A 23,839-nucleotide genomic window follows, 5' to 3' on the forward strand; every position below is an offset into this window, starting at 1 on the left:
GGGGCGTCGGCGACGTAGTCTGCTGCGCGTCCGACGCCCGTCTGCGGCGTCTGACGCCCGTCTGCGGCGTCTGACGCCCGACTGACTGGGTTTTTTGGCGTCCTCCGTTGCCGGTGTAGCCATGTCCGCCGAGCAACGATCCGGCGATCCCCGCACCCGCGAGTCGACCCGCACTCGAATCAGCCCCGACCCCGCATTCTCGGCTCCCGCGACGCCGTCGATCGACGTGACGACTACCGAACGGGGGAGCCCGATGGCCTCTCGCATCGAACGCGTCCGCCTGCGCGCACAGGTCGCCGCCCTCGAGCGCGAACTCGTGGCGAGCGAGTGCCGCCGACAGGCGATCGTCGGGCAGTACGAACTCCAGCTCGAAGAGCAGCAGTGTTCCAGCGACGCGTCGCGTTGGACCGTCGACGGCGTCCTCGACACCGTCCGACACCTGGTTCCCGAGCGCCGGTAGGCACCGCCGGCGACCGGTTTCTCACTGCCAGTTCGCCGTTGCCAGCTCTCCGCTGCTACGTTCGTTCACGAGCGGGTGTTCCACCCTCTCTCGCCATCTCTGCTCCCGGTCGTTCGCACAGGGCGGCCGGGGGACCCACCCGTTTATTTCGACAAAAATCCTACAGTTTAAATACGATAGCGGGGTTCAAACAGCATGAGAGATACTGATTATCGATGGAGAACGCGGAGTCTTTCCCAGTCTGTCCCGAGTGTAGCGGCAGAGTTCGACGCACGGAGACGGAGAACGTTTGCGAGGACTGCGGACTCGTCTGCGACGAAGACGCGATCGATCGCGGCCCCGAGTGGCGCTCGTTCGACGACGACGACACCGATCCCCGCCGGACCGGTGCGCCGCTGACCCGCTCGCGACACGATCGCGGCCTCTCGACCGAGATCGGGTACGGCACCGGCACCGATTTCGGATCCGGGACGCGGCTCACGGGTCGGAAGCGCCGCCAGATCGTTCGGCTCCGGCGGGAGCACAACCGGGCACGCATCGCGACGAAGGCCGATCGGAATCAGGCCTACGGCTTCACCGAGATCAAACGCATCACCGCTCGACTCTCGCTGGACGAGTCGATTCGGGAGCAGGCCTGTGCCCTGTTCGACTCGGCGCAGTCGGAAGGGCTGTTTCAGGGGCGCTCGCTCGAGGGATTCGCCGCCGCGGCGATCTACGCGACCTGTCGAACGCGATCGATCCCCCGCACGATCGACGAGATTACGACCGTCGCGCGCGCCGACGCCGACGAACTCACCGCCGCCTACGACGCGCTGAACCGCGACCTCGGTCTGCCGACCGGTCCGATCGATCCCGCGCAGTACCTGCCGCGCTACGCCTCGGAACTCGACCTCGAACCGGCCGTCGAACGGCGGGCCCGCGAGCACGTCGAGACCCTGCTCGAGGCCCGCGCGATCGGCGGCCGCAACCCGAGCGGCGTCGCGGCGGCCTGTCTCTACCGGGCCGCCAACGAGCGCGAGGCGTGGTCGTCGGTCACCCAGGCCGCCGCGGCGGAGGTCGCCGACGTCGCCCCGGTGACGATCCGATCGACGGCGACGACGCTGACGGAACTCGGCGTGGACTGATGGACTGCGATCGGACGATCCTCCCGGCTCACGTCGTCCGGAGGTTGTCCGTACTCGGCTCGTAGACCTCGCCTTTCTGTTTGAGTTTCTCGATCTCGTGTTCGGCCTTGGACTGATCCATGCCGATCTCCTCGGCGCGCTCCATGACGATGTCGACCGGCGCACCCTCGTCGTACTCCTCCTCGATGTCGCTGATGAGCCCCTTGAGGTTCTTGATCCGATCGCGCTGGGACTTCGAGGTGCCGGCCTCGACGATGTCCGCGTCGAATTCGCCCGTCTCGGGGTCGACGCCGATGTCCTGCAGACACGACCGAACGATCTCGATGACGCGGTTGGCGTCGTGTTCCTCGACGGTATCGGAGAGGCGCACCCGGGCGCTGGCCTCCGAGAGCCGTACCAGCGCCTCGAGTTTCCGGGCGGTGACGGGAATCGGCGCGTCCTCGTCTGTCCCCTTCGATCGGAGGTCGACGTAGAAGTCCCGGATCGCGTTGCGGGCCGCTTCGGTCATCCGCGGATGGCAGTTCTGTTTCGCGTAGGCGATGTACTTGCGCAGGAGTTCGGCGTCGATCTCGGGGTCGACTTGGTCGGTCATCTCCGCGATCTCGTCCGTACTGACCTCGAGGGAGGCCATTTCCTCGCGCTGGGTGGTCAACTCGCCCGCGTAGTTCGTCGTGATGATGTGTTCCGCGAGGTTGCGGTCTTTCTCCTCGTCGGGCTGGTCGGTGACGGTGAAGATCAGGTCGAACCGGGAGATGAGGGCGGGTTCGAGGTCGATCTGCTCGCTGATCGGCTCGTAGTGATCGAACCGGCCGTACTTGGGGTTCGCGGCGCCGAGGAGCGAACAACGGGACTTGAGGGTCGCGTTGATACCCGCCTTGGAGACGGAGATTTTCTGCTGTTCTAAGGCCTCGTGCATGGCCGATCGGTCCTCGGAATTGTGAACGACCATGCCGTTGGCGATGAAATTATGGGTTCCTTCGACGGTGAGATCGTAGACGTAGTCCCAGTCACTGTTGTCGATCCGTCGAACGTCGGCAATCTCCGAGTGCTCGACGTTGCGAAGATGTGCGTCGGGTGCTGGATTGCTGGTTCCGATGCCGCCGTCTGCTGCGATCGTATCTTGGCCACGTGGTACGAGCGTCTGGTCTCCGATCGTGAGATCTTCTGCTTGTCGTTCGACGATGTTACCCTGTTGATGAACGAAATACGGATGATCGGGCGTCGATCGAAGTCGGTTTCCGTCTTTCGTGATGACTTCGATCAGTTCAGAAGGTGCCTCGTACTGGTGAACGGCGGTTACCGGTCGTTCGACGATCGTTCCGGAGTTGGTCATCGTCCGGACAGAGACGTCGATATCACGGATTGTTCGTCCGTTGCTGAGCGGTTCGATTTCGCCATGAATTGCTGCCTGTTGAGCTATGTCTCCGATAGGAATGTTCGAGCCATCGGCTAATTCGACGACTGTTTCACTCGTCACACATCGCATCTTGTCGAGTTCGTCGACCGCCGCGATCCCCTGATCGGCGAGGACGAGCGCGCCGGCTTCGAGGGTCCACTGCTGGCCGTCGCCGAAGTCGTCGCGAACGGCGGCGGCCGTGAGACCGGCCGACGACGATCCCTTGCCGGAGGTGTAGACGGCGCGAGGAGCGATATTTTGGATATAGCCTAGCATCTGCGATTTGCCAGTACCCGGATCACCGATCAGGAGCATGTGCAGGTCGCCGCGGATTCGCGATCCGTCGGGCAACTGCTTGGTCACGCCCGAGAATAACTGCAAAATCATCGCGAGTTTCTCCTGATCGTAGCCGTAGATCGAGGGCGCGATCGAGGCGACCATCTGCTCGTAGACGTCGTCCTGGTTGGAAATCTCGTAGATCTGCTTCTTGTCCTCGTCGCTGATGTCCATGTCCTCGAACTGCTCTTCGTCGATCTCGACCGACATCCCCTCCATGTAGAAGTCGAAGACGGGGCTCTTCTCGCCCTGGTTCTCCTGCTGTTCGAGCCGGAGGACGCCGGTCGCGGAGACGTGATCGCCGGGGGTGACCTCGCCGGTGATGTCGTCCTCGACGTGGACGTCCAGCGACTGGGGCGTCTCGCCGCCGCGCAGGCCCTCGGGACTCTCCTGGATGCGGAGCTTCTGGGAGTCGACGAACTCCGACTGGTCGAAGTTCACCCGGAAGGGCCCCTGTCGTTCACAGCCCTGACACTCGTGGGGTTCCTGAAAGTCCCCGCTGGACTGGGGAACGCGGGTGAGCGTGCCACAGAGCTGGCACTCGAAGGCGGCTTCCTCGATCTTCGGGCGGACGTCGGTGGCTTTCCGGACGATCCCGCGCACCTGTACGAGGGAGTTCATGTCCCGGGCGCGGATGTCCCGGATCTCGGGCGACTCGGTCTCCGGGAGGTTCGTTACCCGGACGTGGGCCTGGCCGAGGCTGACGTCGATCGGGAGGTCGTACAGTCGCAGCGCCTCCTCGGCGTAGCGCTGGAGCTGTTCCGGCTGGTTGATGAAGTCGTCGGCGAGGTCGGGATCGTACCGGTAGAGGTCCTGCCAGTCGACGTGGAGCGATCGCTGTTCGTTGGGGTAACGCTGCGCAAGCTGCTTGATATCGCTGTCGTAGTAGTTGCGGAAGAACTGCTCGAAGGAATCGACGAGTTCAGAATTGCCCGCTTGCGCCATTGCACTGTTGTACGGACCGCATCGGGTATAAATGGTGGCAAAGGGGAGTGGAAGTGGTCGTCCGGGAACGGGCGACCGCGCTGCGGACGGCGTTGCGTTACCCCCGATTGCGCCGTGAGCGTGGCCGTGCTCGCACCCGATCGTGCTATTGACGATCGGTCCGTCGCCTTCGTCACCAGCTGGACGATCGACCCGTCGCCGTAGCCGACACTCGCCCAGCGTCGCCACCGTGTCGGATTTGATCGGTCAATCGACGACCGTGTGCGGATCGCCGATCGGTCCTGCGTGAGGACCGATAGCGTGTGTAAAGAGGCCCCCGGTAGCTATGGCGGGAGCAGTGTGGCTTCCGATCTAGTCGGGCGGTTCGGCCACGTCGAACAACCGGGTGGTGATCGCCGTACCGGCGATCGTCTGACGCGTCGGGCTGGCGATGTCCACGCCGTGTTCTGTATCCCCTTCCGTCGTTCGCGTGGCCGGTCGACTCTTTCAGGTACTCGTGTATGTATCTATAGCCAATGTATTTTGGGTACTCCGGTCCCCGCGACGTCTCCGCCGCTCTGGCCAGCGGCGATCCTGTAATCGTGCTTCGATTTTCGGAATCGATAAACAAGACGACGACGATGTGAGGGTGTGGACCGACGCACCGGTATCGGCGCCGTGGTCGCAGCCGTCGGCGTCCTCGCGGTCGCACTGGCAGCGGCGACACTTCCGTCGACCGTCGATCCGGAGAGCGGCGTCGGCGGAGACGGTGGCGAGGGTGGTGCCGGTGAGGGAACGGGGCCTGGATTCGGGACACCGCCACCGGACGAACGGCCGATCGACGCGTTCGAGGTCCCGCTCGTGGAGGAGTTGGTCGCGGTTCTCTTGCTCCTCGCGGCCCTCGTCCTGCTCGTCTACGCCGTCCGCAACTGGCGGGGACTCGTTCCGGTGGCCGTCGGAATCGCCGCGCTCGTCGGCCTGCTGGTGGTACTGTTTACTTTCCTGGGGGACCTGTCGGCGGTGCCGGGTGGACCGGCCAGCGAGCCGATGGGCAACGGTGGCTACGGTGGCGGTGGCGGGGACGGGACGACGGGGTTCGGTGACACGACCTCGCTCCCGTTCGCCGCACTCTTCGTCCTCACGGTCGCGGTACTCGGGATGATCTTCGTGATCGCTCGATCGTCGACCCCGGGAGCGGGATCGATCGATCCGGCCGATGACACCGGGTCCGACGACACCGACCGGGCAGCGATCGGCCGTGCAGCGGGACGAGCGGCGGACCGGATCGAGCGCGGTGACGACGTCGACAACGACGTCGTCCGGGCCTGGCAGGAGATGACCTCGCTGCTCGACGTGTCCCGCCCCGAGACGACCACGCCGCGGGAGTTCGCGACCGTCGCCGCGGACGCGGGGATGGACCCCGACGACGTCCGGGAACTCACGCGGCTGTTCGAGGACGTTCGGTACGGGGAGTACAGTCCGACCGACGATCGGGAACGGCGCGCGGTTCGCGTCTTCCGCCGAATCGAACGGGCGTACGGGGCCGACGACGAATGATCGGTCGGCACCGCCTCCGTCTCGGTGTTGGACTCTCGCTCTTCGGCGCGGCCCTCGTCGAGATGTTCGTTCCCGGGTCCCTTCCGGTACCGGTCGGGGACGGTGCCGTTCCCCTCACTGGCGGGCTGCTCCTCATCTACGCCTACTACGTCCGTCACTCGAGCGAGGATGGGGCGCTCAGGCAGGCATCGACGCCGGACCCGGAGGTTCCGACACCGACACCGGCTCCTGGCGACGACCTCGACGACGTACTCACACAGTTTCTCCCCGCCAGGGCGATCTACTCCAGCACGCGGACCAGACGGGGGCTGCGAGCGGCAGCGATCGCAGTGCTCACCCGGTACGGCGATTGTACCGAGGCCGAAGCGCGCCAGCGGGTCGACGACGGCACCTGGACGTCCGATTCGCGAGCGGCGGCGTTCCTGGACGATACCGGCAGAGCGTCCCGCGGGATCACCACACGACTCCGGGACCGCTTGGCGAACGAATCGCCGTACGAACGAGATCTTGGCCACACCGTGACCGCGATCGCGGCCGTCGCGGACGTGCCGACGTCGGACTGGGTCGACGGCGACGACACGATCCGCCGGCGCGTGCGGCAGGCAGTCGGAGCGTCCGGTACACGGGGACGGGCAGCCGGATCGAACGCGTCGGACGGGACGCCGATCACGTCGACCGGTTCGCAAGGTGCATCCGTCGAATCGAACGGCGGTGGAGCACCGGCGGGTACGACGGCCGACGCCGAGCAGCCCGAATCCGGCCCGGAGCCCGACCACGGGATCCGACGATCGACGCGCCGCTGGCGTGGCGTCAGTCTCGTCGCGTTCGTCGCCCTGGGCGTCGGACTGCTCGCCGAACAGCCGGCCGTCCTCCTCGCGGGGGTCGTCGGTATCGGCTACGCGGCGTACGCTCGCTCGATTCCGTTCGATCCCGTCGGGCTGTCCGTCGAGCGATCGGTCAGCGACGGGGATCCGGACCCGGGCGACGACGTCGAGGTGACCGTGACGATCACCAACGACTCGTCCCGTTTCGTTCCCGATCTTCGGGTCGTAGATGGGGTTCCGGAAGCGCTGGCCGTCACCGACGGTTCGCCCCGGTACGGGACCGCCCTGCGAGGAGGTGAATCGACCACGTTTTCGTACACGATCGAGGCGCGTCGCGGCCGACACGAGTTTCAGCCGACGCTCCTCGTCACACGAAACCTCCCCGGAACCACCGAACGGGAGGTACTCGTCGGGGCGGCGTCGGCGCTGACCTGCGTGCCGTCGCTCCGCCCGACGCGGGAACGGGTCCCCCTCCGCGACCAGGCGAGCCAGTACACCGGCGCCGTCGAGACGGACGTCGGTGGTGACGGCGTGGCGTTTCACACCACGCGACGGTACCAGCCCGGCGACGCGCTGAACCGGATCGACTGGCACCACCGGGCCCGAACGGGCGAACTCGCCACGCTGGAGTTCCGGCAGGAACGGGCGGCAACCGTCGTGCTCGTCGTCGACGCCCAGTCGTCCGCCTATGTCTCCCCCGGGCCGGACGACCACGCCGTCGATCGATCGGTCGCGGCGGCGCGGCGCGTCTTCACCCGTCTGCTGGACGATGGCCATCGCGTCGGCGTCGCGGCGATGGGCGCGACGGATTGCTGGCTCCCGCCGGGGGCCGGGCGTGACCATCGGGTCCGCGGGCAGACGCTCTTCGCCGCCGACCCCGCGTTTTCGTCGGTTCCCGACGATGCCGTCTTCTCGCTGCGCTGGAAACGTCGCCTCAGGCGGCGGCTTCCGGACGCCGCCCAGTTGATCGTCTTCTCACCGCTCTGTGACCGGTTGACGGTCCGGAATATCCGCCAGTTCGACGCGGAGGGCCACGCGACGACGGTCGTCAGCCCCGATCCGACCGCCGATCGAACGCCCGGACAGCGGCTCATGCGAGTGTACCGGACGGTAGCGATGACCGACCTGCGTCGCGGGGGGATCCCGGTCCTCGACTGGGACCCCGACGACTCGCTCGACGGCCTGCTGGCGAGGGGGCGTCACGGATGAGGCCGATCGACCGCGCACCGGCACGGCTGAGCAGCGTCGCGTCGTGTGTCGCGGCTGGCGGGGCGACGATCGCCAGCGGCCGCTACTCGTGGTACGGACTCGCCGTCGGGATCGTCGGCACCCTCGTCCTCGTCGCGGGCGTCACGAGGGGATCCCGATCGCGGGTCACGTTCGGGAGTGCTGGCCTGTTCGTCGCGGCGCTCGTCGCGGGCGTTCAGGGAGCGACCGTCGGCGCGACCCTCGTGGGCGTGGCCGCCGCCGTGCTCGCGTGGGACTTGGGAACCTCGGCGATCGGTATCGGACGACAACTCGGGCGGGAGGCGTCGACCCGTCGGCTCGAACTGGTCCACATCGCCGCGAGCGCGGCCGTCGGCGCGGTCACGATCGGGGCCGGTTATCTGCTCTACGAGGGTGCCGGCGGCGGCCAGCCCCTGTCGACGCTGCTGCTCCTGATCCTCGCGTCGGTGGTGCTCCTCGCGGCGATCGTTCGGGAGTGAGCCCCGGCGAGCGAGGGAACGGGAACGGCGTCAGTCGACCGTCGGTACCGGCGTCTCTGCGAGCACGTCCTCGACGACGGCCTCCTTCTCGTCGCCGTCGACTCTGGCGTCCGCCGTCAGGACGAGCCGGTGGGTGAGCACGGGACGGGCGACCCGTTTCACGGTGTCGGGGGTGGCGTACTCGCGGCCCTCGATCACCGCACGGGCCCGGGTCGCTTCGAACAGGCGCTGCGAGCCGCGGGGTGAGACGCCGACGGCCACCCGGCGGTCCGATCGCGTGGCGCGCGTGAGTTCGATCATGTAGTCGATCAGGTCGTCGTGGACCCGCACCGTCTCCGGGACCCGCCTGATGTCGTCGACCCGATCGGGCGTCAGCACCGCCTCGACGGACGGACTCCGTTCGTGGCGGTCCGCGCGACGCTTCAGGAGCGACGTCTCGCCCTCGAAACTCGGGTAACCGATGCTGGTCTTCGCGAGGAACCGATCGACCTGCGCCTCCGGCAGCGCGAACGTGCCCTCGTGTTCGATCGGGTTCTGCGTCGCGATGACGAAAAAGGGCTCCGGCAGCGATCGGGTTTCACCGCCGACGGTCACCTGTCGTTCTTCCATCGCCTCCAGCAGCGCGCTCTGGGTCTTCGGCGGTGCGCGGTTGATTTCGTCCGCGAGGACGACGTTGCTGAAGATCGGCCCTTCCCGGAACTCGAACTCCCGGTGCTGTTCGTTGAAGACGTGCGTCCCGGTTACGTCCGCGGGGAGCAGGTCCGGCGTGAACTGGACCCGCGAGAACGAGAGTCCGAGTGCCGTCGCCATGCTGCGGGCAGTGAGCGTCTTCCCCGTCCCCGGCACGTCCTCGAGTAACACGTGACCGCGAGCGAGCAGGCCGAGGAGCGTGGTTTCGAGGAACGCCCGATCGCTGACGACCGATTCCTCGATCGCGTCGATGACTGCCGCGCACGTTTCGGCGGCATCGTCGATATCCATGTGCCGTCCACCGTCGGCAGGCTACACAGAACTACCGATCGTCCGTCGCCAGTGACAGGTGCGCCGTCCGGGATCGGGAGCGCTACCCGACGTCCCGTGCTGGGAGGTTCCGAAGGGGCTCCGACGCTACCCGCGCCCCGGCGTCGATCGCGCTCGGCCGCTGGAATTCGATCGTCGATCGGAAACTCCCCGTGCGTGGCTTCCGGTTGTCAGACATTCGGCCGACGCGCGTCAGTAGAAGATCACCTGATTTTATATACGTAAGTCTGGCAGCGACGGGTATGGATCGGGGGCAACCACTCAGTCTCACAGTCGTCGAACGTATCGCCGAACACGAAGGCGTTTCACCCGAGAACCTCCAGCCACCACTTCACTACGCCATCGATACGGAGGCACTCGACTCGCTCTTTCGATCGTCCACGCCCGATGCGGTCTCCCCAACGGTCGAATTTCCGTACCGGGGGTACACGGTTCGCGTCGAGGGCGACGGTGACGTCTCGATTCTCGATCCCGAACCGGCCACGTGCTCGGAGAAAGAAGCCGCGTAACGCCCGCTGCGGCGTGAGATTCCGCCGATAACGACGCCGTGATCGATGCCATTCCCGTCGGTCACGGCTCGCGTCGTTCCTCGTGATCGAGCAGATGGTGGAACGATTGACCAGCGGGTTGACCGACCTGTTCTCAGTCGGTCCGATCGACGTCCGAGCGATCGGTGACGCACTCATAGGGCGGTCTGACAGTCACTCGAACGTTCAGTTAGTACGCCGTTCTATTTGCGGGACGATTCGAGTAGCGGTTCCCCTCGCGCAGCCCGTCGGTTTTCGCTCGGAGTGCAGTCGCCGACGACCGTCCGAAACAGTGTGGATATCGGAGATACCAGGGAAGTAGTAAGAACGCTGCGAGCTGTAATGAGGCGGATGAAGTCCTCGTGGACAGCGACCGGCGGTGCATACTCAAGGTCACGTCTCTGTTGGCTCGACCTGTCATGGACGGAAACGATCCAGACGACCCGAGGCTCGACCGGCGATCGTACCTTTCCGGCGGCACCGCAACGCTGAGCGTCCTCTCACTGGGCGCTGGGAACGTGTTCGGTGTCGAGGACGACGCGACGACCGACCCGACGAGTCCGACTGACGAGGACGACGCGACGACCGACCCGACGAGCCCGACGAGCGACGTGTGCGTGACGATCATCGAGACGAACGCGCCAGTCGAGGGCGGGGACGTGCTCGAGGTGACCGCCGCCGTCGAGAACAGGGGCGAGACGACGATCCGACCGGAAGTCGAACAGCGCATCGGCGGCGAGCTGCGAGCGACGATCGAGACGACGATCGCACCCGGTGAAACGGAGACGCTCGACCACAGTACGTATCGGACCTATCCAGTCGCCCAACCCGACGACCTGTCGGTCCGAATCGAGACGGCGAACGCCGCGGCCGAACGCACGATCGACGTGCTCGCCGTCGACGAACTGGACGCCGCGCAGACGACGCCCGGTCGAGAGATCGCGGTTCAGCCCGGCACAGCGGTCCTGTTCGAAGTCGAATCCGACACCCTCGACGAGTACGGTGGGGGAACGCACTGGTTTGTCGACGAAGCGTACGAGGGGCACGCAGCGGGGCCCTGGCACGCCGCCTACTACAGCCGGGAGGGCACACAGTACCTGACCCACACGTTCGAATCGCCGGGGACCTACGAGGTAACTGCGGCCGTCGACGGCGACGAGCGGAACTATCGGGCGATCTGGAACGTCCGCGTGACACCGGATGGGACCGCAGCGCCGGTCATCGAGGAGCGCCAACCGATCGACGAATCGATCGGCGTCGGTCGCGATGGGACGACCGAACTCGAACTGACCGTCTCCCACCCAGACGGCGCCATCGACCGCGTCGTCTGGTGGCTCGGGCACGCGGACCGCATCCTCGGCGTGAGCGACGTGAGCGGTGCCGAAGACACCGCTTCGCTCACTCTCGACGGCGGCTGTCACGGCTGTCCGATTATCGCCTGGGTGATCGGTGACGACGGGTCGATCACCGCGGAACGGGTGTGGACGATCGACGATCGCACCGCAGGGTGATTCCCTGCGACAACAGCGATCGCGAGCCAACGTACACAGCGATCGCCCACATTCAACGTGGATCCCAACGGGTAACTCTCGGCCGAGCGTCCCGATCGGAACCGCGAGTCTGGAGCGACGAACTGTGACGGGTACTGGTTCGTCGAGGACGATGCAGTATCCCGGCGCTGGACGCCGTGGCCGGTCCTGCCCCCGTCGACGCGAGCGACCCGCTTCGGGACGATCGTCGCGAATCGGAATCGGTGAAATCGGCGTGTGAGTTTGGAGAAAGCATTTACTCGCTTCTGCCGGAGACGGTGGTATGAACCGCCAATCGGTCCTCGCTGTGACTGGTCTCGCCATCTCCGGCGTCGTCGCTGGCTGTACGGCCGATCGGGCATCGACGCCGGCGTGTCACCTGATGCACGAGGTGGTCGAGTCGTCGGCCGACTACGGTGCGACGATCGAAACGTACCGCTACGAGAACCTGAGCAGCGAGGCACAGCAGGTGTTCGACCGGGCCGTCACCGACGGTTACTACGAAACCACGAATCAGAGCCTGAACGCCCCGGAATTCCGGTACTGGGACACGACAGCCGTCTACGACGTCACATACAAGAACGAGACGCACGTCCTGTTGACGTACACGGGTGAGGGCTGTGAAAGCGAGTAACTCCCGGTTCCATCCCGGCCGTGGAGGTGGTGAAAATCCGCCAGACGGCCGTGCATTCGCCTCGCAACCGCTGTCCAGCCGCATCACCGTCGCATCGCATGAGTGAGCAACAGGACCGATTCAACGGCGACACGAGGGTTTTGCACCGGCGAGCGGTCAGAACGCCGCTCCCGGACGAGGACGCCGAGCGGATGTTCCACCGGAACATGATGGCCGTCGCGGATGCCCGAGAGCGGAAAGCAGACCTGCTCGCCGACCCCGACGTCCCGTTGCTGGCCGCCTACGAGGCGGAACTCGATCGCCTCGCCGAGACGTTCGAGCGTCGACTCCGTCGGATCGCGGGTGACGACTACGAGGAAGCGGCGATCGCGTACCACCGCGGCGAGCGCGACGATCGGATCGGTGCGCTCATCGCGTACTACGTCGAGGGTCTCTGGCGGATCCAGCAGCGGACCACCGTCACGGACATGCTGTTCTCCCCGCTCATCCTGCGCTATCCCGATAGTTTCACGGTGAACATCCGTTTTGCCAGCGCGTACACGACGCCCGAATCCGTCGTCTACGAGTCGCCCGAGCACTCGACCGACGATCTGGACGACGAGCACGCCGAGACGTACTACGAGGAAAGCCTGTACTCACAGCGGCAGGCGGCGGCCTACGTCCGCGAGACGGCGGACATCATCCGCGAGCAGTTTCCCCACCCCGACGAGTCCTCGTTCGACGAGCGCAAGTACGGCGGCATCGTCGCGGCGGGCGGCCGGCGCGGATCGGTCTTTTCGGACGTGCTCACGTCCGTGGAGCCGGATCCCGATCGGTTCTCGGAGCCGATCACCGAACCGACCCTCGTCGAAGAGGGCCGAGAGGCGAAGCGAACGGAACGGGAACTCTTTCCCCATAGCGACGTGGTCCACTGAGGTGGCGCGTGTAACGCGGGCGGCGAGTCCACACTTATTAGTGCACTTGTTATTCCAAACTGCTTTGGAGTCACGCATAACTGTGTGTACACGTACCAAGGAAGTACGGCAGGGAACCACTTCATAACCCCCGGCTGTGACAGAACCGAACTCCTGCTCCCTGCCGCCCCACTCCCACGCTAACACGGTTGCACAGCTACAGCCGGATTCGACTGGTTCACAGCACGGTCGACTCTACGACGGGAGTGCCGGTATCACTGTTACCGTCACCGATCCCGATCGGAACTCTACCGACATCATGACCACCTCCAGAAAGCGGTCGCCGATCGGTGTGTGAACGGTGACTGCAAAGCGGCAAAATTTCCCGCTTTACTTATATACCGTATGGGATCGCCCGGATTTGAACCGGGGTCACGGGCACCCAAGGCCCGAAGTATACCAGGCTAACCCACGATCCCGTACCCACCGTTTTGCCCGGATGCCATAAAGGGTTTCGTTACGCTGTGGGTACAGTGGCCAACGCTTTACCCGGCCAGAACGTACAGTCAGGTATGGCTACCGGAATCGAAATCCTCCTGCTGGTTCTGGTCCTCGTATTCGTGCTCGGGGCCTCGACCATCATCGAGACCGTCCGCCCCTTCATCGTCAACGCGGCCGTCGGACTGCTGGTGTTGTTCCTCGCGCAAGTCGTCTTCGGGCTCTCGATCGCCGTCACCCCGATCGCGCTCGTGATCGTGGCGATCGGCGGCGTCCCCGGTTCGGTGCTGGTGATCCTGCTGTCGCTGTTCGGGATCGCCTTCGTCCCCTGAGCGCCCCTCCCGGCGCAATCCGGGCCCTCCGCCGCGATCGATCGTCGGAACGGAGTGAGACACGGCGAGAGCGCACGTGATCGAGACGGAGAGCGCTGGTCACTGCGATCGTCTCGTCACGTTCCAGTCAGATGAGAAAGAGTTTCATGTACAACTGATAGACACTCGCGTACGATGGTCCCTGTTCGCTACACGTTCTGGCAACTCCTCGTATCGCCGGCGACGTTCTTCGACGAACGGCCCCCGGCCGAAACCCTCCCGATCGCGGCAGGGCTGGTCGTCCTGTACGCGCTCGCTCTCGTCGGTGGAATCTTGCTCGTCGGATCGATGCTCGCCGGAGCGATCGATGCGACGGTAACGATGGACAACCCCGATCGACCGCCCGAAGGGATCTGCGAACAGCACCCGGACGATCCGAACTCGATCCTGGGCGAGAACTGCGACGAACCGGAGACGATCGAACGCGATGCGGGCGCGCTGGTCCGGGAGGCGGTCTACGACTACCTCTGGGTCGCGCTGGTCGGGCCGTTCGTCCCGTGGATCGTCGGCGGGGTGGTGCTGTACGCCGCCGGGCGGTTCATGGGCGGCACGCCGTCCTTCCCGGGAACACTGGCACTCGCGGGCTGGGCGGCGCTGCCGGAGTTCCTTCGGCTCGCGGCCGGACTCGTCGGATTGCGCGTCGCCCTTGCCGACGTGACGATCACCGAACCCGAGCGAGGGGTCGCTGTGCTGGAGGCGGCGATGGCCCCGGTGGAACCAGTTCTCCTGGCCGTCTTCCTCGTCACGGCCGGCTGGCAGTGGTACCTGCTCACCGGCGGACTCACTCGAGAAGCGGACATCTCCCGGGGAGCGGCCGCGATAGGTGTGGCCGTCCCGCTGGGAATGTTCACCCTTCTGAGTATCGCGTAACGGCTGGGCTACCCGGACTGTCCCGGCCGAGCCGAGCCAGCGTGATCCAGCCCCGGTCTTTCTCGCGTCGATTCCGATCGCGTCCTCCCCGGCGGAACGACGTTTTCGGCACACGTCCGGATCCTGCCGCGTGGACTGGACGAGCGAGACTTTCGCTGGGGATCGATCGCTCCTGGAGTAGACGGAACCGTGCCGGTCTGCCGTGGGCTCGCGCCCGTGCTGGACGGCGAAAACGTCGAGTTTCGGCCGTTCCCCTTCCGACGACGAGCAGGAGCGAAACGGGTTCTGACGGATCGCCGGTTCGGCCTCGCGACGAGTCCCGAGAACCGGATCCAGCCGGAACTACAGGTCCTCGTCGCGCAGTTCCAGGTCCGCGATCAGTTCGTAGGGGTGGGCGTCCTTTCGGATACCGTCGAGGAGGGTGAAGGCCTCGCCGGGATCGAGGAAGTGTTCGGTGACGACCTGCCCGAGCGGCGTCGGTTCGAAGCCGTCGATAAAGTCGTACTGGAGCAGTTTCCCGATCGCGTGTTTCGTCGGGACGTCGCCGAGCATCCGATCGTTGAGCGCCTTGGCGGCCTTGCCGCCGACGGTGATGTTGGCGAGGGTCTCCTCGACGGCGGCGTCCTCGTCGTAGTGGGTCATCACCGACTCCATGTCCCCCTTCAGGAGTTTGAACGCGACCTCGTCTTCGCTCATCTCCATCGAGTTGTGGTAGGCGCAATCCGGTTCGACGAGGACGTACACCTTGCCCGTGTCGTGGTAGTCGGGCCGGCCAGCCCGCCCGAGCATCTGGTGGAATTCCTGGACGGAGAGCCACTCGATGCCCATCGCCAGCGAGTCGAAGACGACCTGCGAGGCCGGGAAGTCGACGCCCGCGGCGAGCGCGGCGGTCGTCACGACGGCCGCGAGGTCCTGGTCGCCGAACTGGCGCTCGACTTTCTTCCGGCGCCCGTAGTCCAGCCCGGCGTGGTACGGCGCGGAGGAGTACTCGAGTTTCCGGCTGATCTCGTGACAGCGCCGCCGGGAGTTCGTGAAGATGATCGTCTGGCCGCGATACCCCTTCGAGGACTCGGTGTCGAACTCCCGTCTGACGAGTTTGTTCTCGATCCGCATTTTCTCCTGGCCGTCGGCGAAGGTGACGTGGCGCTCGATCGGTACCGGTCGCTCCTCGAACTCGATGAGGGTCGATTCGAGCGACTTCGCGAGGTGTTCGGGGTTGCCGACGGTCGCGGAGAGGTAGATCCACTGCGCACCGGTGTAGTCGTCCCGTCGCGTCGCCCGCTGCTCGCAGGTGTACTTGAGCCGCGAGATCAGGCCGTCGAGGCGGTGGCCCCGCTCGTCCTCTTTGAGCGTATGGACCTCGTCGATGACGACGGTCCCGATGTCACCCATGTCCTTGCCCGTCCGCAGGGCGTGGTCGATCCCCTCGTAGGTGCCGACGATCACGTCGGCGCTGGGATCGAACTGGTTGCCGTTGTCGCTGATCCGGCTCGCACCCACGCGAATGGAGACGTCGACGAGGTGACCGTACTCGTCCTTGAAGTCCTCGTACTTCTGGTTCGCGAGCGCGACCAGCGGCACGAGAAAGAGCATCTTCCCCTTGCCGTTCAGCACGCGATTGATCCCGGCCATCTCGCCGACCAGCGTCTTCCCTGTCGCCGTGGCCGACACTACCATCTGGTCGTCGCCCTCGAACAGTCCGTTCTCGACGGCGAGACTCTGGACGGGAAGCAAGGTCTCGAATCGATCCTCCAGCAGGTTCTGCAGCCCCGGGTGCAGGTTCAGCGAGTCCACCCGGACGGGGTCGACCTCGTCGGTGGTCGCCGAGATGGTATCGAACTTCGTGAGGTCGGGATCGAGCTGTCCTTTCAGAAGGTTGACGATCCGATCGAGGTCCTGAACCTCGAGCATGAGTTCTTCGAGGCGCTCCTTGGCGGCGCCGGTGACCCGTCCGCTGCCGGAGTAGGTCAGCTGTCGCTCGAGTTCCTGGCGTGCGCAGTCGCGGCAGATCCAGTCCTCGTCGTCCTTGACGGCGGTCTCGGTGGTGATCGGCGAGTACCGGCCCGCGGAGGCGCAGTAGCGGCAGGTCCGAACGGCCTTGGCCTTGTCCGCGAGCTGGTAGCCGGCGAACATCTCCCGCAATTCGCGCCGCCCCTCGGGCGAGGTCTGCTCGGAGATGCGGATCCGCTTCGCTCGGCGGGTGAGTTCGACGAACTCGTCGGGCTGCCGGGGCTCCTCGCTCGAGCCCTGTTTGAGCCGGAACTTCGCGGGCCGGGGGCCGGCCGAGGTCTCCGAGAGTCCGAGTTTCGCCCGGAACAGCCGCTGACCATCCCGTTCGACGACGACGAGGTAGTCGTCACCCGTCTCGTGACAGAAGATCGTCTCGACGTCCTGGACCTGCTTCGACACGATCCCGAATAGCGGCGTGATCTACTTGAGCGATTCGGACTCGGGCGCGTCGGCCACGACGGTCGGGCCGAACGTGGATCCGTGGCGGAGATGTCGACCGATCGCCTAGAAGTCGCCGTTGACGATGTCGGAGACGTCCTGTGGATCGTACAGTTGTTCGTCGACGTCGTAGACCTGTTCGGCCGCGCGCTGCGTGACGACGAGGTTCGTGATCGGGCCCTGGTAGAGCGGGCCGCCGCGGTAGACGTCGCCGTTCTGGACGGCCGTCAGCTGGCTGCCCGCGTTATCGTCCTCCATGCTCGCGACGACGGTGTTCTGGAACTCCTGTGCACTCGAGGCTTCCCGACCGCGACACAGGATGACATCGGGATCGATCTCGAGCAGCGTTTCGTAGTCGACCTGACCGCGGGAGCTGTGGAAGTCGTCGACATCGGTCTCGGCGAGGGCGTCGCGGACGCCGAGGTCGCGCCACTGTTTGAAGCTCGTCCCCTCGCTGATGAGATACGGGAGGAACGTACCGTCGCCGTTCGGCCACAGGATCGCGACCGAGGGCCGCTGGTCTTCCGGCGGGACGATATCGTCGAGCGCCGACTGGAACTCGTCGTGGAGCGCGGCGAATTCCTCGTAGCGCTCTTCCTCCTGGAAGACCTGAGCCAGCTTCTCGAAGGCCTCGTACAGCGTGAGATAGTCGTAGTCGTGCCACTCGTAGCCACGCGAAAAGATGCTGTTACCGAAGAAGGGTGTTCCCGCCGACTCTATCTGATCGATGTCTTCCTGCTCCCAGTTGTCGGTTCGCCCGAGGATGAAGTTCGGATCTATGACGAACACGTCCGCATCCGTTCCCACCTCGAGGAAGTCCTCCGGGTCCAGGCTGCCTCCCGCCCAGAGCGCCGTCATGTCGCTTTTGTCGACGCTCACGTCCGGGATGTCGTCGTAGTACTGCGTGTGGTACCGGCTGGTGAGGTACACGGCCTCGGGCGGCTCCTGCCCCAGCGCGATCCCCATGTCGGCCCAGCTACCGTTATTGGCGGCCCACGTCGCGGGCACGGCGGAGAACTCGACCTCGCCGACCGGCGGCATCGTCACCGTGTGCGCTCCGTCGTCCGACTCACCGCCGGTTCCGTCGTCCCCGCTGTTTCCGTTGCCGGTACAGCCGGCCATCGCGCTTACCCCGGCGATCGCGCCACCCGTTCGAAGGACGTTCCGTCGCGTCCAGACTCGCTGGTCACTCATCAGTTTTTAGGCTGACCTAAAAATACAAAACTCTTCCGACTGCGAGCGCCCCCGTTACCGGTCGGGCAACGCTCGCTTGGGCAGCACCTGCAGTTCGGGCTCGTACTCGACGGTGGCCTCGACGCCGAAGACGTCGGCGAGCAGTTGCTCGGTCACGACTTCCTCGGGTGGCCCCCAGTCGTACAGTTCGCCGTCGCGCATGGCGATCAGGTAGTCCGCGAAGCGAGCCGCCTGCGAGATATCGTGAAGGATGATGGCCACGGTGACGCCCTTCCGCTCGTTTAATTGGCGTATCGTCTCGAGGACGCGGAACTGGTGGTGGACGTCGAGGAACGTCGTCGGCTCGTCGAGCAACAGGACGTCCGTGTCCTGGGCCAGCACCATCGCGATCCAGGCGAGCTGTTTCTGACCGCCGCTTAGCTGTTCGAGTTCGGCGTTCCGGATCCCGTCGATTCCCGCCAGCTCGATCGCGCGGTCGACCGCCTCGTGATCCTCGTCGCTGACGCCGTCGAAAAACCCTCGATGCGGATACCGGCCGTGATAGACGAGGTCTTCGACGGTGATCGAGCCGAGCGAGTCGTTCTCCTGGGAGAGCACGCTCAGTTCACGCGCCAGTTCCTTCCGATCGAACGAGTCGAGGTCCTCGCCGTGAATCCGGACCGTTCCCGCGTCCGGCTCGAGGTGGTTCGAGAGCGCTTTCAGGAGCGTACTCTTCCCGCTGCCGTTCGGACCGACGAGCGCGGTCACCGCCCCCTCGGGGACGTCGAGGCGCGCGCAGTCGACGATCGTCTCCTCGCTCGTCGGGTAGCTGAGTTCGAGTCCGTCGCCGACGAGCGCGCTCTCGATCGCAACGCCATCGGTGTCGGTGATCTGTTCCCGCGTCGTGGATCCCCGTTGCTGTCCCATCAGAGTTCACCCATGGTTTGCTGCTTGCGCATCAGATAGAGGAAGTACGGGCCGCCGATCAGTCCGGTGACGACGCCGACGGGTAGTTGGGTACCCCCCAGCGCGAGTCGAGCGCCGACGTCGGCGGTGACCAGCAGTGCGGGGCCGGCGAAGACGCATCCGACCATCAGCCGTCGGTAGTCCCCGCCGACCGTATTCCGGACGATGTGGGGGACGACGAGCCCGAAGAAGCTGACGACGCCAGCGACGGCGATTGCCACGCTGGCGGCCAGAATAGCGACGGCGGAGAGGGAAAACCGGACCCGCTCGACGCGCATGCCGAGCGATCGGGCGGTGCTCTCACCCAGCATGAGGACGTTCAACTGTCGCGCGCCGGCGAGCGCGATCCCGATCGAGACGATCGCCGGCAGGATCGCGATCCGGACCTCCTCCCAGCCGGTCCCCGTGAGCGATCCGGTGATCCAGGCGATCGCCGTCTGGACGACGCCCAGGTCGTCCGTGAAGAAGAACAGCCCCTGCTGGAGCGACTGGAAGACCATGTTGACGATGACCCCCGCGAGCACGAGCCGGACGGGGCTCGTCCCGCCCTTCCAGGCGATCGTGTACACGATCAGGAACGCGATCGTCCCGCCCAGGGCTGCGATAAACGGCAGGAACGGCGCGAGGCCGCTGAAGACGACCAGCGTCGCCAGGACGGCGAATCCGGCGCCGGAGCTAACTCCCAGCACGAACGGACTCGCCAGTTCGTTCCGCGTCACGGCCTGAAAGATCGCGCCGGAGACCGCGAGCGTCGCGCCGGCGATGATACCGACGACCACCCGCGGCAGCCGGAGGTTCCAGACGACGACGCTCGACGTGGTCATATTCGGCAACTCCGTTCCGAACAGGAACGCCGACCAGACGTCGAGATTGAAGACCACTTCGGGGTCGAAGACCGCCGTCCAGGCTTCGACGAACGTCATCGAGTACTCGCCGAAACTCACCTGCACGAGCCCGGCCACGACGGTGACGACCGTACTCGCCAGACAGAAGAGGACGAGCGTCCCCGTGACCCATCCCTCTCGTTCTCGATCGGAGGCGTGTCCGCCGACCGACTGCGCTGCTTCCATCGAATTTAGGTAGTCCTAAAACGCCTAAAGTCGTTGCGATTGTCGGACGATCCAGCGACTGCCGCCGACGGAGGAGTGTGAGCCGTTTCGAACCCGGTCAGGTGGCCGTTCGCCGCGCGACCGCCTTCACTCCTGCAGTTCGATCGCGTCGTCGCCGTTCGGCACGGCACAGAGAAACGCGCCCCGTTCGTCGCCCTCGTTGCGGTACCAGTGGACCGTCCCGGCGGGGATCAGTAGCGAGTCGCCCGCCGCGACCTCGTGCTCCTCGTCTTCGATCCCCACCGTGTACTCGCCCTCGAGCACGTACTGTTCGTGTTCGACGGCGTTCGTGTGCTTCGGCACTTCAGCACCGGCCTCGAGGACGAACCGCCGAATCGCGAAGTTCGGCGCGTCGTCGTCCTCGTCGATCAGGACGCCTTTCTCGAGGCCGTCGGCGGCGTCGACGGATTCGTACTCGATCTCGTCGCTCGATCGGATCAGTGGGTCGGGCATACTCGTGGGTGGGTGGCGCGGCCACTAAACGTTGTACGCTCTCGCCGGCGCCGTCGCTCGGGGGTGTAAAATACTGCAGTCAAGTGCCGATACCGTTACGAATTCCGCCTTACAGGCGCTCGACGTTCGTCGCGCGCGGGCCCTTGGGGGCCTGCTCGATGTCGAACTCGAGTTCCTGTCCTTCTTCCAGGTCCGGGCCGCCGATGTCTTCCATGTGGAAGAACACGTCGTCGTCCGCGTCCTCAGTCTCGATGAATCCGTAGCCGCCAGTGTCGTTGAAGAAATCAACGGTTCCTTTCGCCATTGCTTCTAAAGGGAACAGCCCGATACTGATAAACCCACCGACTCGGCTCAATCTCGGAATTCGGGTCATAGAGGGCGCTTTGCGCTCGATACTGCCAGAATACGTCGTCGAAACAACGGGTCAGATACCGTCGCGTTCCTCCAGCCGGTGAACGGTCACCGAGACGAAATAGACCAGCATGAAGAGGAAGAAACCGCCGACGAGTCCGACGAGTTCGCGCGACCCGACGGCGTCGGGGTCGACGATCGCCAGCGCCGCGAGTCCGACGCAAAACACCGCGATAATGAAGAGGCCGATCGCGTAGTAAAAGCCCGTGTCCGTCTCGAGAAACTCCTTCATACCGTCTCGTTCCCGCGGCGTCGGCAAAACGGTACCGACCGCGGTGCCGGGCGGCCCGCGCCACCGCCCGGCACCCGATCCCGGCGTCTCCGATTCCGTCGTCTCCAATCCCGATCGGCAGCCCGGGGTATTATGACATCGGGTGTTGGTACCAAATAGCATGGATGGGGTACTGAACGAAGCCACGAACAAGGTTCACAAGCACGAACTCGGAGAGACGGACTTTCGAACGTACTGTGGCGCGGCGTCGCACGTCTCTCACGACTCCCTGCGGCTGATCTCGGTCGAGCGAGCGACGCGCGAGTCGTCCGCCAGCAGGTGCAGCCAGTGTTTCGGTGACGCGGACGGACCCTGACCGCGTGACCGGCCCGACGCCGTTCTCGATCGATGGCCGCCGATCGCTCAGTGGCGGAGCCTGCGAACCGCCGGCTCGTACTCCCCGGGTAGCCGGTCGGCGATCCGATCGGGGTCCGCCTCGCCGTTCAGATTGACGAGGTACGCCCGGCCGTGATCGTCGCCGTAGACGCCCTGGAAGTCGTAGACGAAGCCGTAGACGTCGACGTCCCTCGGGACGTCGTCGGACTCCCGGAGGAACTGCGTCTGGCGGTCGACGTTGTACTCGACGAGCCGGTTGATCACCGTCTCGTCGTCGTCGTCGGGATCGATCGCGTCGCTCTCGAGCGCCTCCTCGACGATCGGGACGAGTAGGTCGACCCACTTGTCGACGCCCCGCGGGCCGGGACGGTCCGCGCCGGTCGCGACATCGTAGGCGGCGGTCACCGCGCCACAGCCGGTGTGGCCGACGACGGCGACCGCGTCGGTCCCGGTATGGTGGATCGAGTACAGGACGCCACCGTCGACGATCCGCTCGCCGTCGTCGACGTCCCAGACCTGGTTGCCGATGGTACTCGGCGTGAACACCGTCCCCGGCTCGTCGACGCCCCACATCCCCACCTGCGGGACCCGGGAGTCTGAACAGCACACCGACACGACGTCGGGTTCCTGTCCGGTCTGGACCGCCGCGAAGTAATCGTCCGGGAGCCCGTCGACGTGACGGTCGTTCCCCGCGAGCAACTCGTGCAAGACGCTCTCGTCGTCGGCCGTGCTCATACGGGTACTCTCCGCGTACCGGATCCAAAGTCGTTACTTTTCACTCACGTTTCGCGACGGGTTCGCCGATCGCCACGCGGGAGTCTCGAGGCCCCCGATCGCGATCCGCAGACGCCGATCGCGCTCCCACGGGCCGTCCGGGGCGAACGGGTTCCGGGATACCAATATTCACCTGTGCGGGACGCGACGACCGAGTATGGCAGACACCAGGCAGTGGCGACTCGCGAGCCGTCCCGTCGGCGAACCGAGCCGCGAGAACTTCGACCTCGTCACGATCGATCGACCCGAACCGGGGCCGGGCGAGGTCCTCGTCAGGACGCTCTACCAGTCGGTCGACCCGTACATGCGCGGGCGGATGCGCGACGCGGAGTCGTACGCCGAGCCGTGGGACGTCGGCGATCCGATGAAGGCGGGCGTCGTGGGAGAGGTCGTCGAATCGAACTACGACGGCCTCGAGGCCGGCGACGTCGTCACGGGCGAACTCCTGTGGGCCGAACACGCGGTCGCACACGGCGACGAACTGCGACAGGTGAACCCCGATCACGGTCCGATCTCGACGGCGCTGGGCGTACTCGGCATGCCCGGCGTGACGGCCTACTTCGGGCTGCTCGACGTCGCGGAACCGAAACCCGGCGACACGGTCGTCGTCTCCGCCGCGGCCGGGGCGGTCGGCTCGGTCGTCGGCCAGCTCGCGCGGCTCTCCGGTGCGCGCGTGGTGGGCACGGCGGGCAGCGACGAGAAGATCGAGTGGCTCACCGACGACCTCGGCTTCGACGCGGCGATCAACTACGAGGCCACCGACGACCTCTCCGGGGCGATGGCCGAGGCCTGTCCCGACGGAATCGACGTCTACTTCGACAACGTCGGCGGCCCGATCACCGACGCCGTCTGGCCCCTGTTGAACGTCCGCTCGCGCGTGGCGGTCTGTGGCCAGATCTCGATCTACAACGCGACCGAGGTACCGACCGGGCCCCGCAAGCTCGCCAAACTCATCGAGTCGCGCGCCCGCGTCGAGGGGTTCCTCGTACGCGACTACGAGGGCCGCTGGGGCGAGGCCCTCCAGCGGCTCTCGACGTTCGTCCGCGAGGACGAACTGCACTACCGCGAAAACGTGGTCGAGGGCTTCGAGAACGCGCCCGACGCGTTCATGGGCCTGTTCGAGGGCGAGAACATCGGGAAGCAACTGGTCGAGGTCGCGGAACGCGGCGACTGAGCAGTCGACCGTCGGCTTTAGATATCACCAAGAGTCGACCGTTTAGATATAACGT

General features: G+C 65.6%; 23 protein-coding genes and 1 tRNA gene. 13 read left to right on the forward strand and 11 right to left on the reverse strand.

Translation table 11 applies throughout. The features are described from left to right. The first annotated feature begins 121 nt into the window (after positions 1–121). Together MUG98_RS22520 and MUG98_RS22525 are read left to right on the forward strand one after the other, a co-directional pair. Positions 122–460 carry a hypothetical protein gene (locus tag MUG98_RS22520; protein WP_265109653.1) on the forward strand — a complete coding sequence of 113 codons (339 nt, stop codon included), beginning with the start codon at positions 122–124 and terminating at the stop codon, positions 458–460. 215 nt (positions 461–675) lie between these two features. Continuing rightward, on the forward strand, positions 676–1,584 hold the full coding sequence (locus tag MUG98_RS22525) for a transcription initiation factor IIB (RefSeq protein ID WP_265109654.1): 909 nt from the start codon (positions 676–678) through the stop codon (positions 1,582–1,584). Between the two features lie 28 nt (positions 1,585–1,612). Here the strand turns inward: MUG98_RS22525 and MUG98_RS22530 are convergent, their stop codons facing one another. Further along, positions 1,613–4,261: an AAA family ATPase gene (locus MUG98_RS22530; protein ID WP_265109655.1), complete on the reverse strand. Its 2,649-nt coding sequence runs from the start codon at positions 4,259–4,261 to the stop codon at positions 1,613–1,615. Positions 4,262–4,891: 630 nt separating this feature from the next. Here MUG98_RS22530 and MUG98_RS22535 point away from each other — a divergent pair. Genes MUG98_RS22535 through MUG98_RS22545 form a run of 3 tightly spaced genes read left to right on the forward strand, consistent with a single transcriptional unit; the run spans position 4,892 to position 8,327 of the window. After that, positions 4,892–5,797 (forward strand): DUF4129 domain-containing protein, encoded by a 906-nt coding sequence (locus MUG98_RS22535; protein ID WP_265109656.1) that lies wholly within the window; start codon positions 4,892–4,894, stop codon positions 5,795–5,797. Further along, positions 5,794–7,830 (forward strand): DUF58 domain-containing protein, encoded by a 2,037-nt coding sequence (locus tag MUG98_RS22540; protein WP_265109657.1) that lies wholly within the window; start codon positions 5,794–5,796, stop codon positions 7,828–7,830. Before MUG98_RS22535 ends, MUG98_RS22540 begins: the two co-directional genes overlap by 4 nt. Continuing rightward, a complete protein-coding gene (locus tag MUG98_RS22545; RefSeq protein WP_265109658.1) occupies positions 7,827–8,327 on the forward strand; it encodes a DUF7519 family protein in 501 nt (166 codons plus the stop codon). Before MUG98_RS22540 ends, MUG98_RS22545 begins: the two co-directional genes overlap by 4 nt. 30 nt (positions 8,328–8,357) lie before the next feature. Here MUG98_RS22545 and MUG98_RS22550 read toward each other — a convergent pair whose 3' ends face one another. Beyond that, complete coding sequence (locus MUG98_RS22550) at positions 8,358–9,308, reverse strand: AAA family ATPase (protein ID WP_265109659.1); 951 nt, start codon at positions 9,306–9,308, stop codon at positions 8,358–8,360. A gap of 281 nt (positions 9,309–9,589) precedes the next feature. Here MUG98_RS22550 and MUG98_RS22555 point away from each other — a divergent pair, with 281 nt between their 5' ends. From MUG98_RS22555 to MUG98_RS22570, 4 genes are all read left to right on the forward strand, one after another. Then, positions 9,590–9,856 carry a HalOD1 output domain-containing protein gene (locus MUG98_RS22555; protein WP_265109660.1) on the forward strand — a complete coding sequence of 89 codons (267 nt, stop codon included), beginning with the start codon at positions 9,590–9,592 and terminating at the stop codon, positions 9,854–9,856. 437 nt (positions 9,857–10,293) lie between these two features. Further along, positions 10,294–11,385 (forward strand): hypothetical protein, encoded by a 1,092-nt coding sequence (locus MUG98_RS22560; protein WP_265109661.1) that lies wholly within the window; start codon positions 10,294–10,296, stop codon positions 11,383–11,385. Between the two features lie 301 nt (positions 11,386–11,686). Then, complete coding sequence (locus MUG98_RS22565; RefSeq protein WP_265109662.1) at positions 11,687–12,037, forward strand: DUF7979 domain-containing protein; 351 nt, start codon at positions 11,687–11,689, stop codon at positions 12,035–12,037. Positions 12,038–12,135: 98 nt separating this feature from the next. Further along, positions 12,136–12,951: a hypothetical protein gene (locus MUG98_RS22570; RefSeq protein WP_265109663.1), complete on the forward strand. Its 816-nt coding sequence runs from the start codon at positions 12,136–12,138 to the stop codon at positions 12,949–12,951. Between the two features lie 385 nt (positions 12,952–13,336). Here MUG98_RS22570 and MUG98_RS22575 read toward each other — a convergent pair. After that, positions 13,337–13,409, reverse strand: a tRNA-Pro gene (locus MUG98_RS22575). A 93-nt stretch (positions 13,410–13,502) separates the two neighbouring features. On the opposite strand from MUG98_RS22575, the gene MUG98_RS22580 reads away from it, so the two are divergent. Together MUG98_RS22580 and MUG98_RS22585 are read left to right on the forward strand one after the other, a co-directional pair. After that, on the forward strand, positions 13,503–13,760 hold the full coding sequence (locus tag MUG98_RS22580) for a pro-sigmaK processing inhibitor BofA family protein (RefSeq protein ID WP_265109664.1): 258 nt from the start codon (positions 13,503–13,505) through the stop codon (positions 13,758–13,760). Positions 13,761–13,934: 174 nt separating this feature from the next. Further along, positions 13,935–14,669 carry a Yip1 family protein gene (locus MUG98_RS22585; RefSeq protein WP_265109665.1) on the forward strand — a complete coding sequence of 245 codons (735 nt, stop codon included), beginning with the start codon at positions 13,935–13,937 and terminating at the stop codon, positions 14,667–14,669. Positions 14,670–15,011: 342 nt separating this feature from the next. Here MUG98_RS22585 and MUG98_RS22590 read toward each other — a convergent pair whose 3' ends face one another. The 7 genes from MUG98_RS22590 to MUG98_RS22620 all read right to left on the reverse strand — a co-directional run bounded on the left by MUG98_RS22590 (position 15,012) and on the right by MUG98_RS22620 (position 21,461). Further along, on the reverse strand, positions 15,012–17,078 hold the full coding sequence (locus tag MUG98_RS22590; RefSeq protein WP_265109666.1) for a DEAD/DEAH box helicase: 2,067 nt from the start codon (positions 17,076–17,078) through the stop codon (positions 15,012–15,014). 105 nt (positions 17,079–17,183) lie between these two features. Then, complete coding sequence (locus tag MUG98_RS22595) at positions 17,184–18,311, reverse strand: ABC transporter substrate-binding protein (protein WP_265109667.1); 1,128 nt, start codon at positions 18,309–18,311, stop codon at positions 17,184–17,186. 54 nt (positions 18,312–18,365) lie between these two features. Further along, positions 18,366–19,217, reverse strand: coding sequence for an ABC transporter ATP-binding protein (locus MUG98_RS22600; protein WP_265109668.1), 852 nt, complete (start codon positions 19,215–19,217; stop codon positions 18,366–18,368). After that, positions 19,217–20,326, reverse strand: a complete 1,110-nt coding sequence (locus MUG98_RS22605; RefSeq protein WP_265109669.1) for a FecCD family ABC transporter permease — start codon at positions 20,324–20,326, stop codon at positions 19,217–19,219. The genes MUG98_RS22600 and MUG98_RS22605 overlap by 1 nt, the downstream gene beginning before the upstream one ends. A 126-nt stretch (positions 20,327–20,452) precedes the next feature. After that, positions 20,453–20,818 (reverse strand): cupin domain-containing protein, encoded by a 366-nt coding sequence (locus tag MUG98_RS22610; protein WP_265109670.1) that lies wholly within the window; start codon positions 20,816–20,818, stop codon positions 20,453–20,455. A 109-nt stretch (positions 20,819–20,927) separates the two neighbouring features. Then, positions 20,928–21,122, reverse strand: coding sequence for a cold-shock protein (locus MUG98_RS22615; RefSeq protein WP_005554588.1), 195 nt, complete (start codon positions 21,120–21,122; stop codon positions 20,928–20,930). Between the two features lie 120 nt (positions 21,123–21,242). Continuing rightward, positions 21,243–21,461, reverse strand: a complete 219-nt coding sequence (locus tag MUG98_RS22620) for a hypothetical protein (RefSeq protein WP_265109671.1) — start codon at positions 21,459–21,461, stop codon at positions 21,243–21,245. A 160-nt stretch (positions 21,462–21,621) separates the two neighbouring features. On the opposite strand from MUG98_RS22620, the gene MUG98_RS22625 reads away from it, so the two are divergent. Further along, positions 21,622–21,816, forward strand: a complete 195-nt coding sequence (locus MUG98_RS22625) for a hypothetical protein (RefSeq protein WP_265109672.1) — start codon at positions 21,622–21,624, stop codon at positions 21,814–21,816. A 47-nt stretch (positions 21,817–21,863) separates the two neighbouring features. On the opposite strand, the gene MUG98_RS22630 is transcribed toward MUG98_RS22625, so the two are convergent. Beyond that, positions 21,864–22,571 carry a carbonic anhydrase gene (locus MUG98_RS22630; RefSeq protein WP_265109673.1) on the reverse strand — a complete coding sequence of 236 codons (708 nt, stop codon included), beginning with the start codon at positions 22,569–22,571 and terminating at the stop codon, positions 21,864–21,866. A gap of 196 nt (positions 22,572–22,767) precedes the next feature. Between MUG98_RS22630 and MUG98_RS22635 the strand changes: the two genes are divergently transcribed. Next, positions 22,768–23,784, forward strand: coding sequence for an NADP-dependent oxidoreductase (locus tag MUG98_RS22635; RefSeq protein WP_265109674.1), 1,017 nt, complete (start codon positions 22,768–22,770; stop codon positions 23,782–23,784). Positions 23,785–23,839 lie beyond the last annotated feature (55 nt).

This window comes from Halosolutus halophilus (genome assembly GCF_022869805.1).
GTDB classification, from domain to species: domain Archaea; phylum Halobacteriota; class Halobacteria; order Halobacteriales; family Natrialbaceae; genus Halosolutus; species Halosolutus halophilus.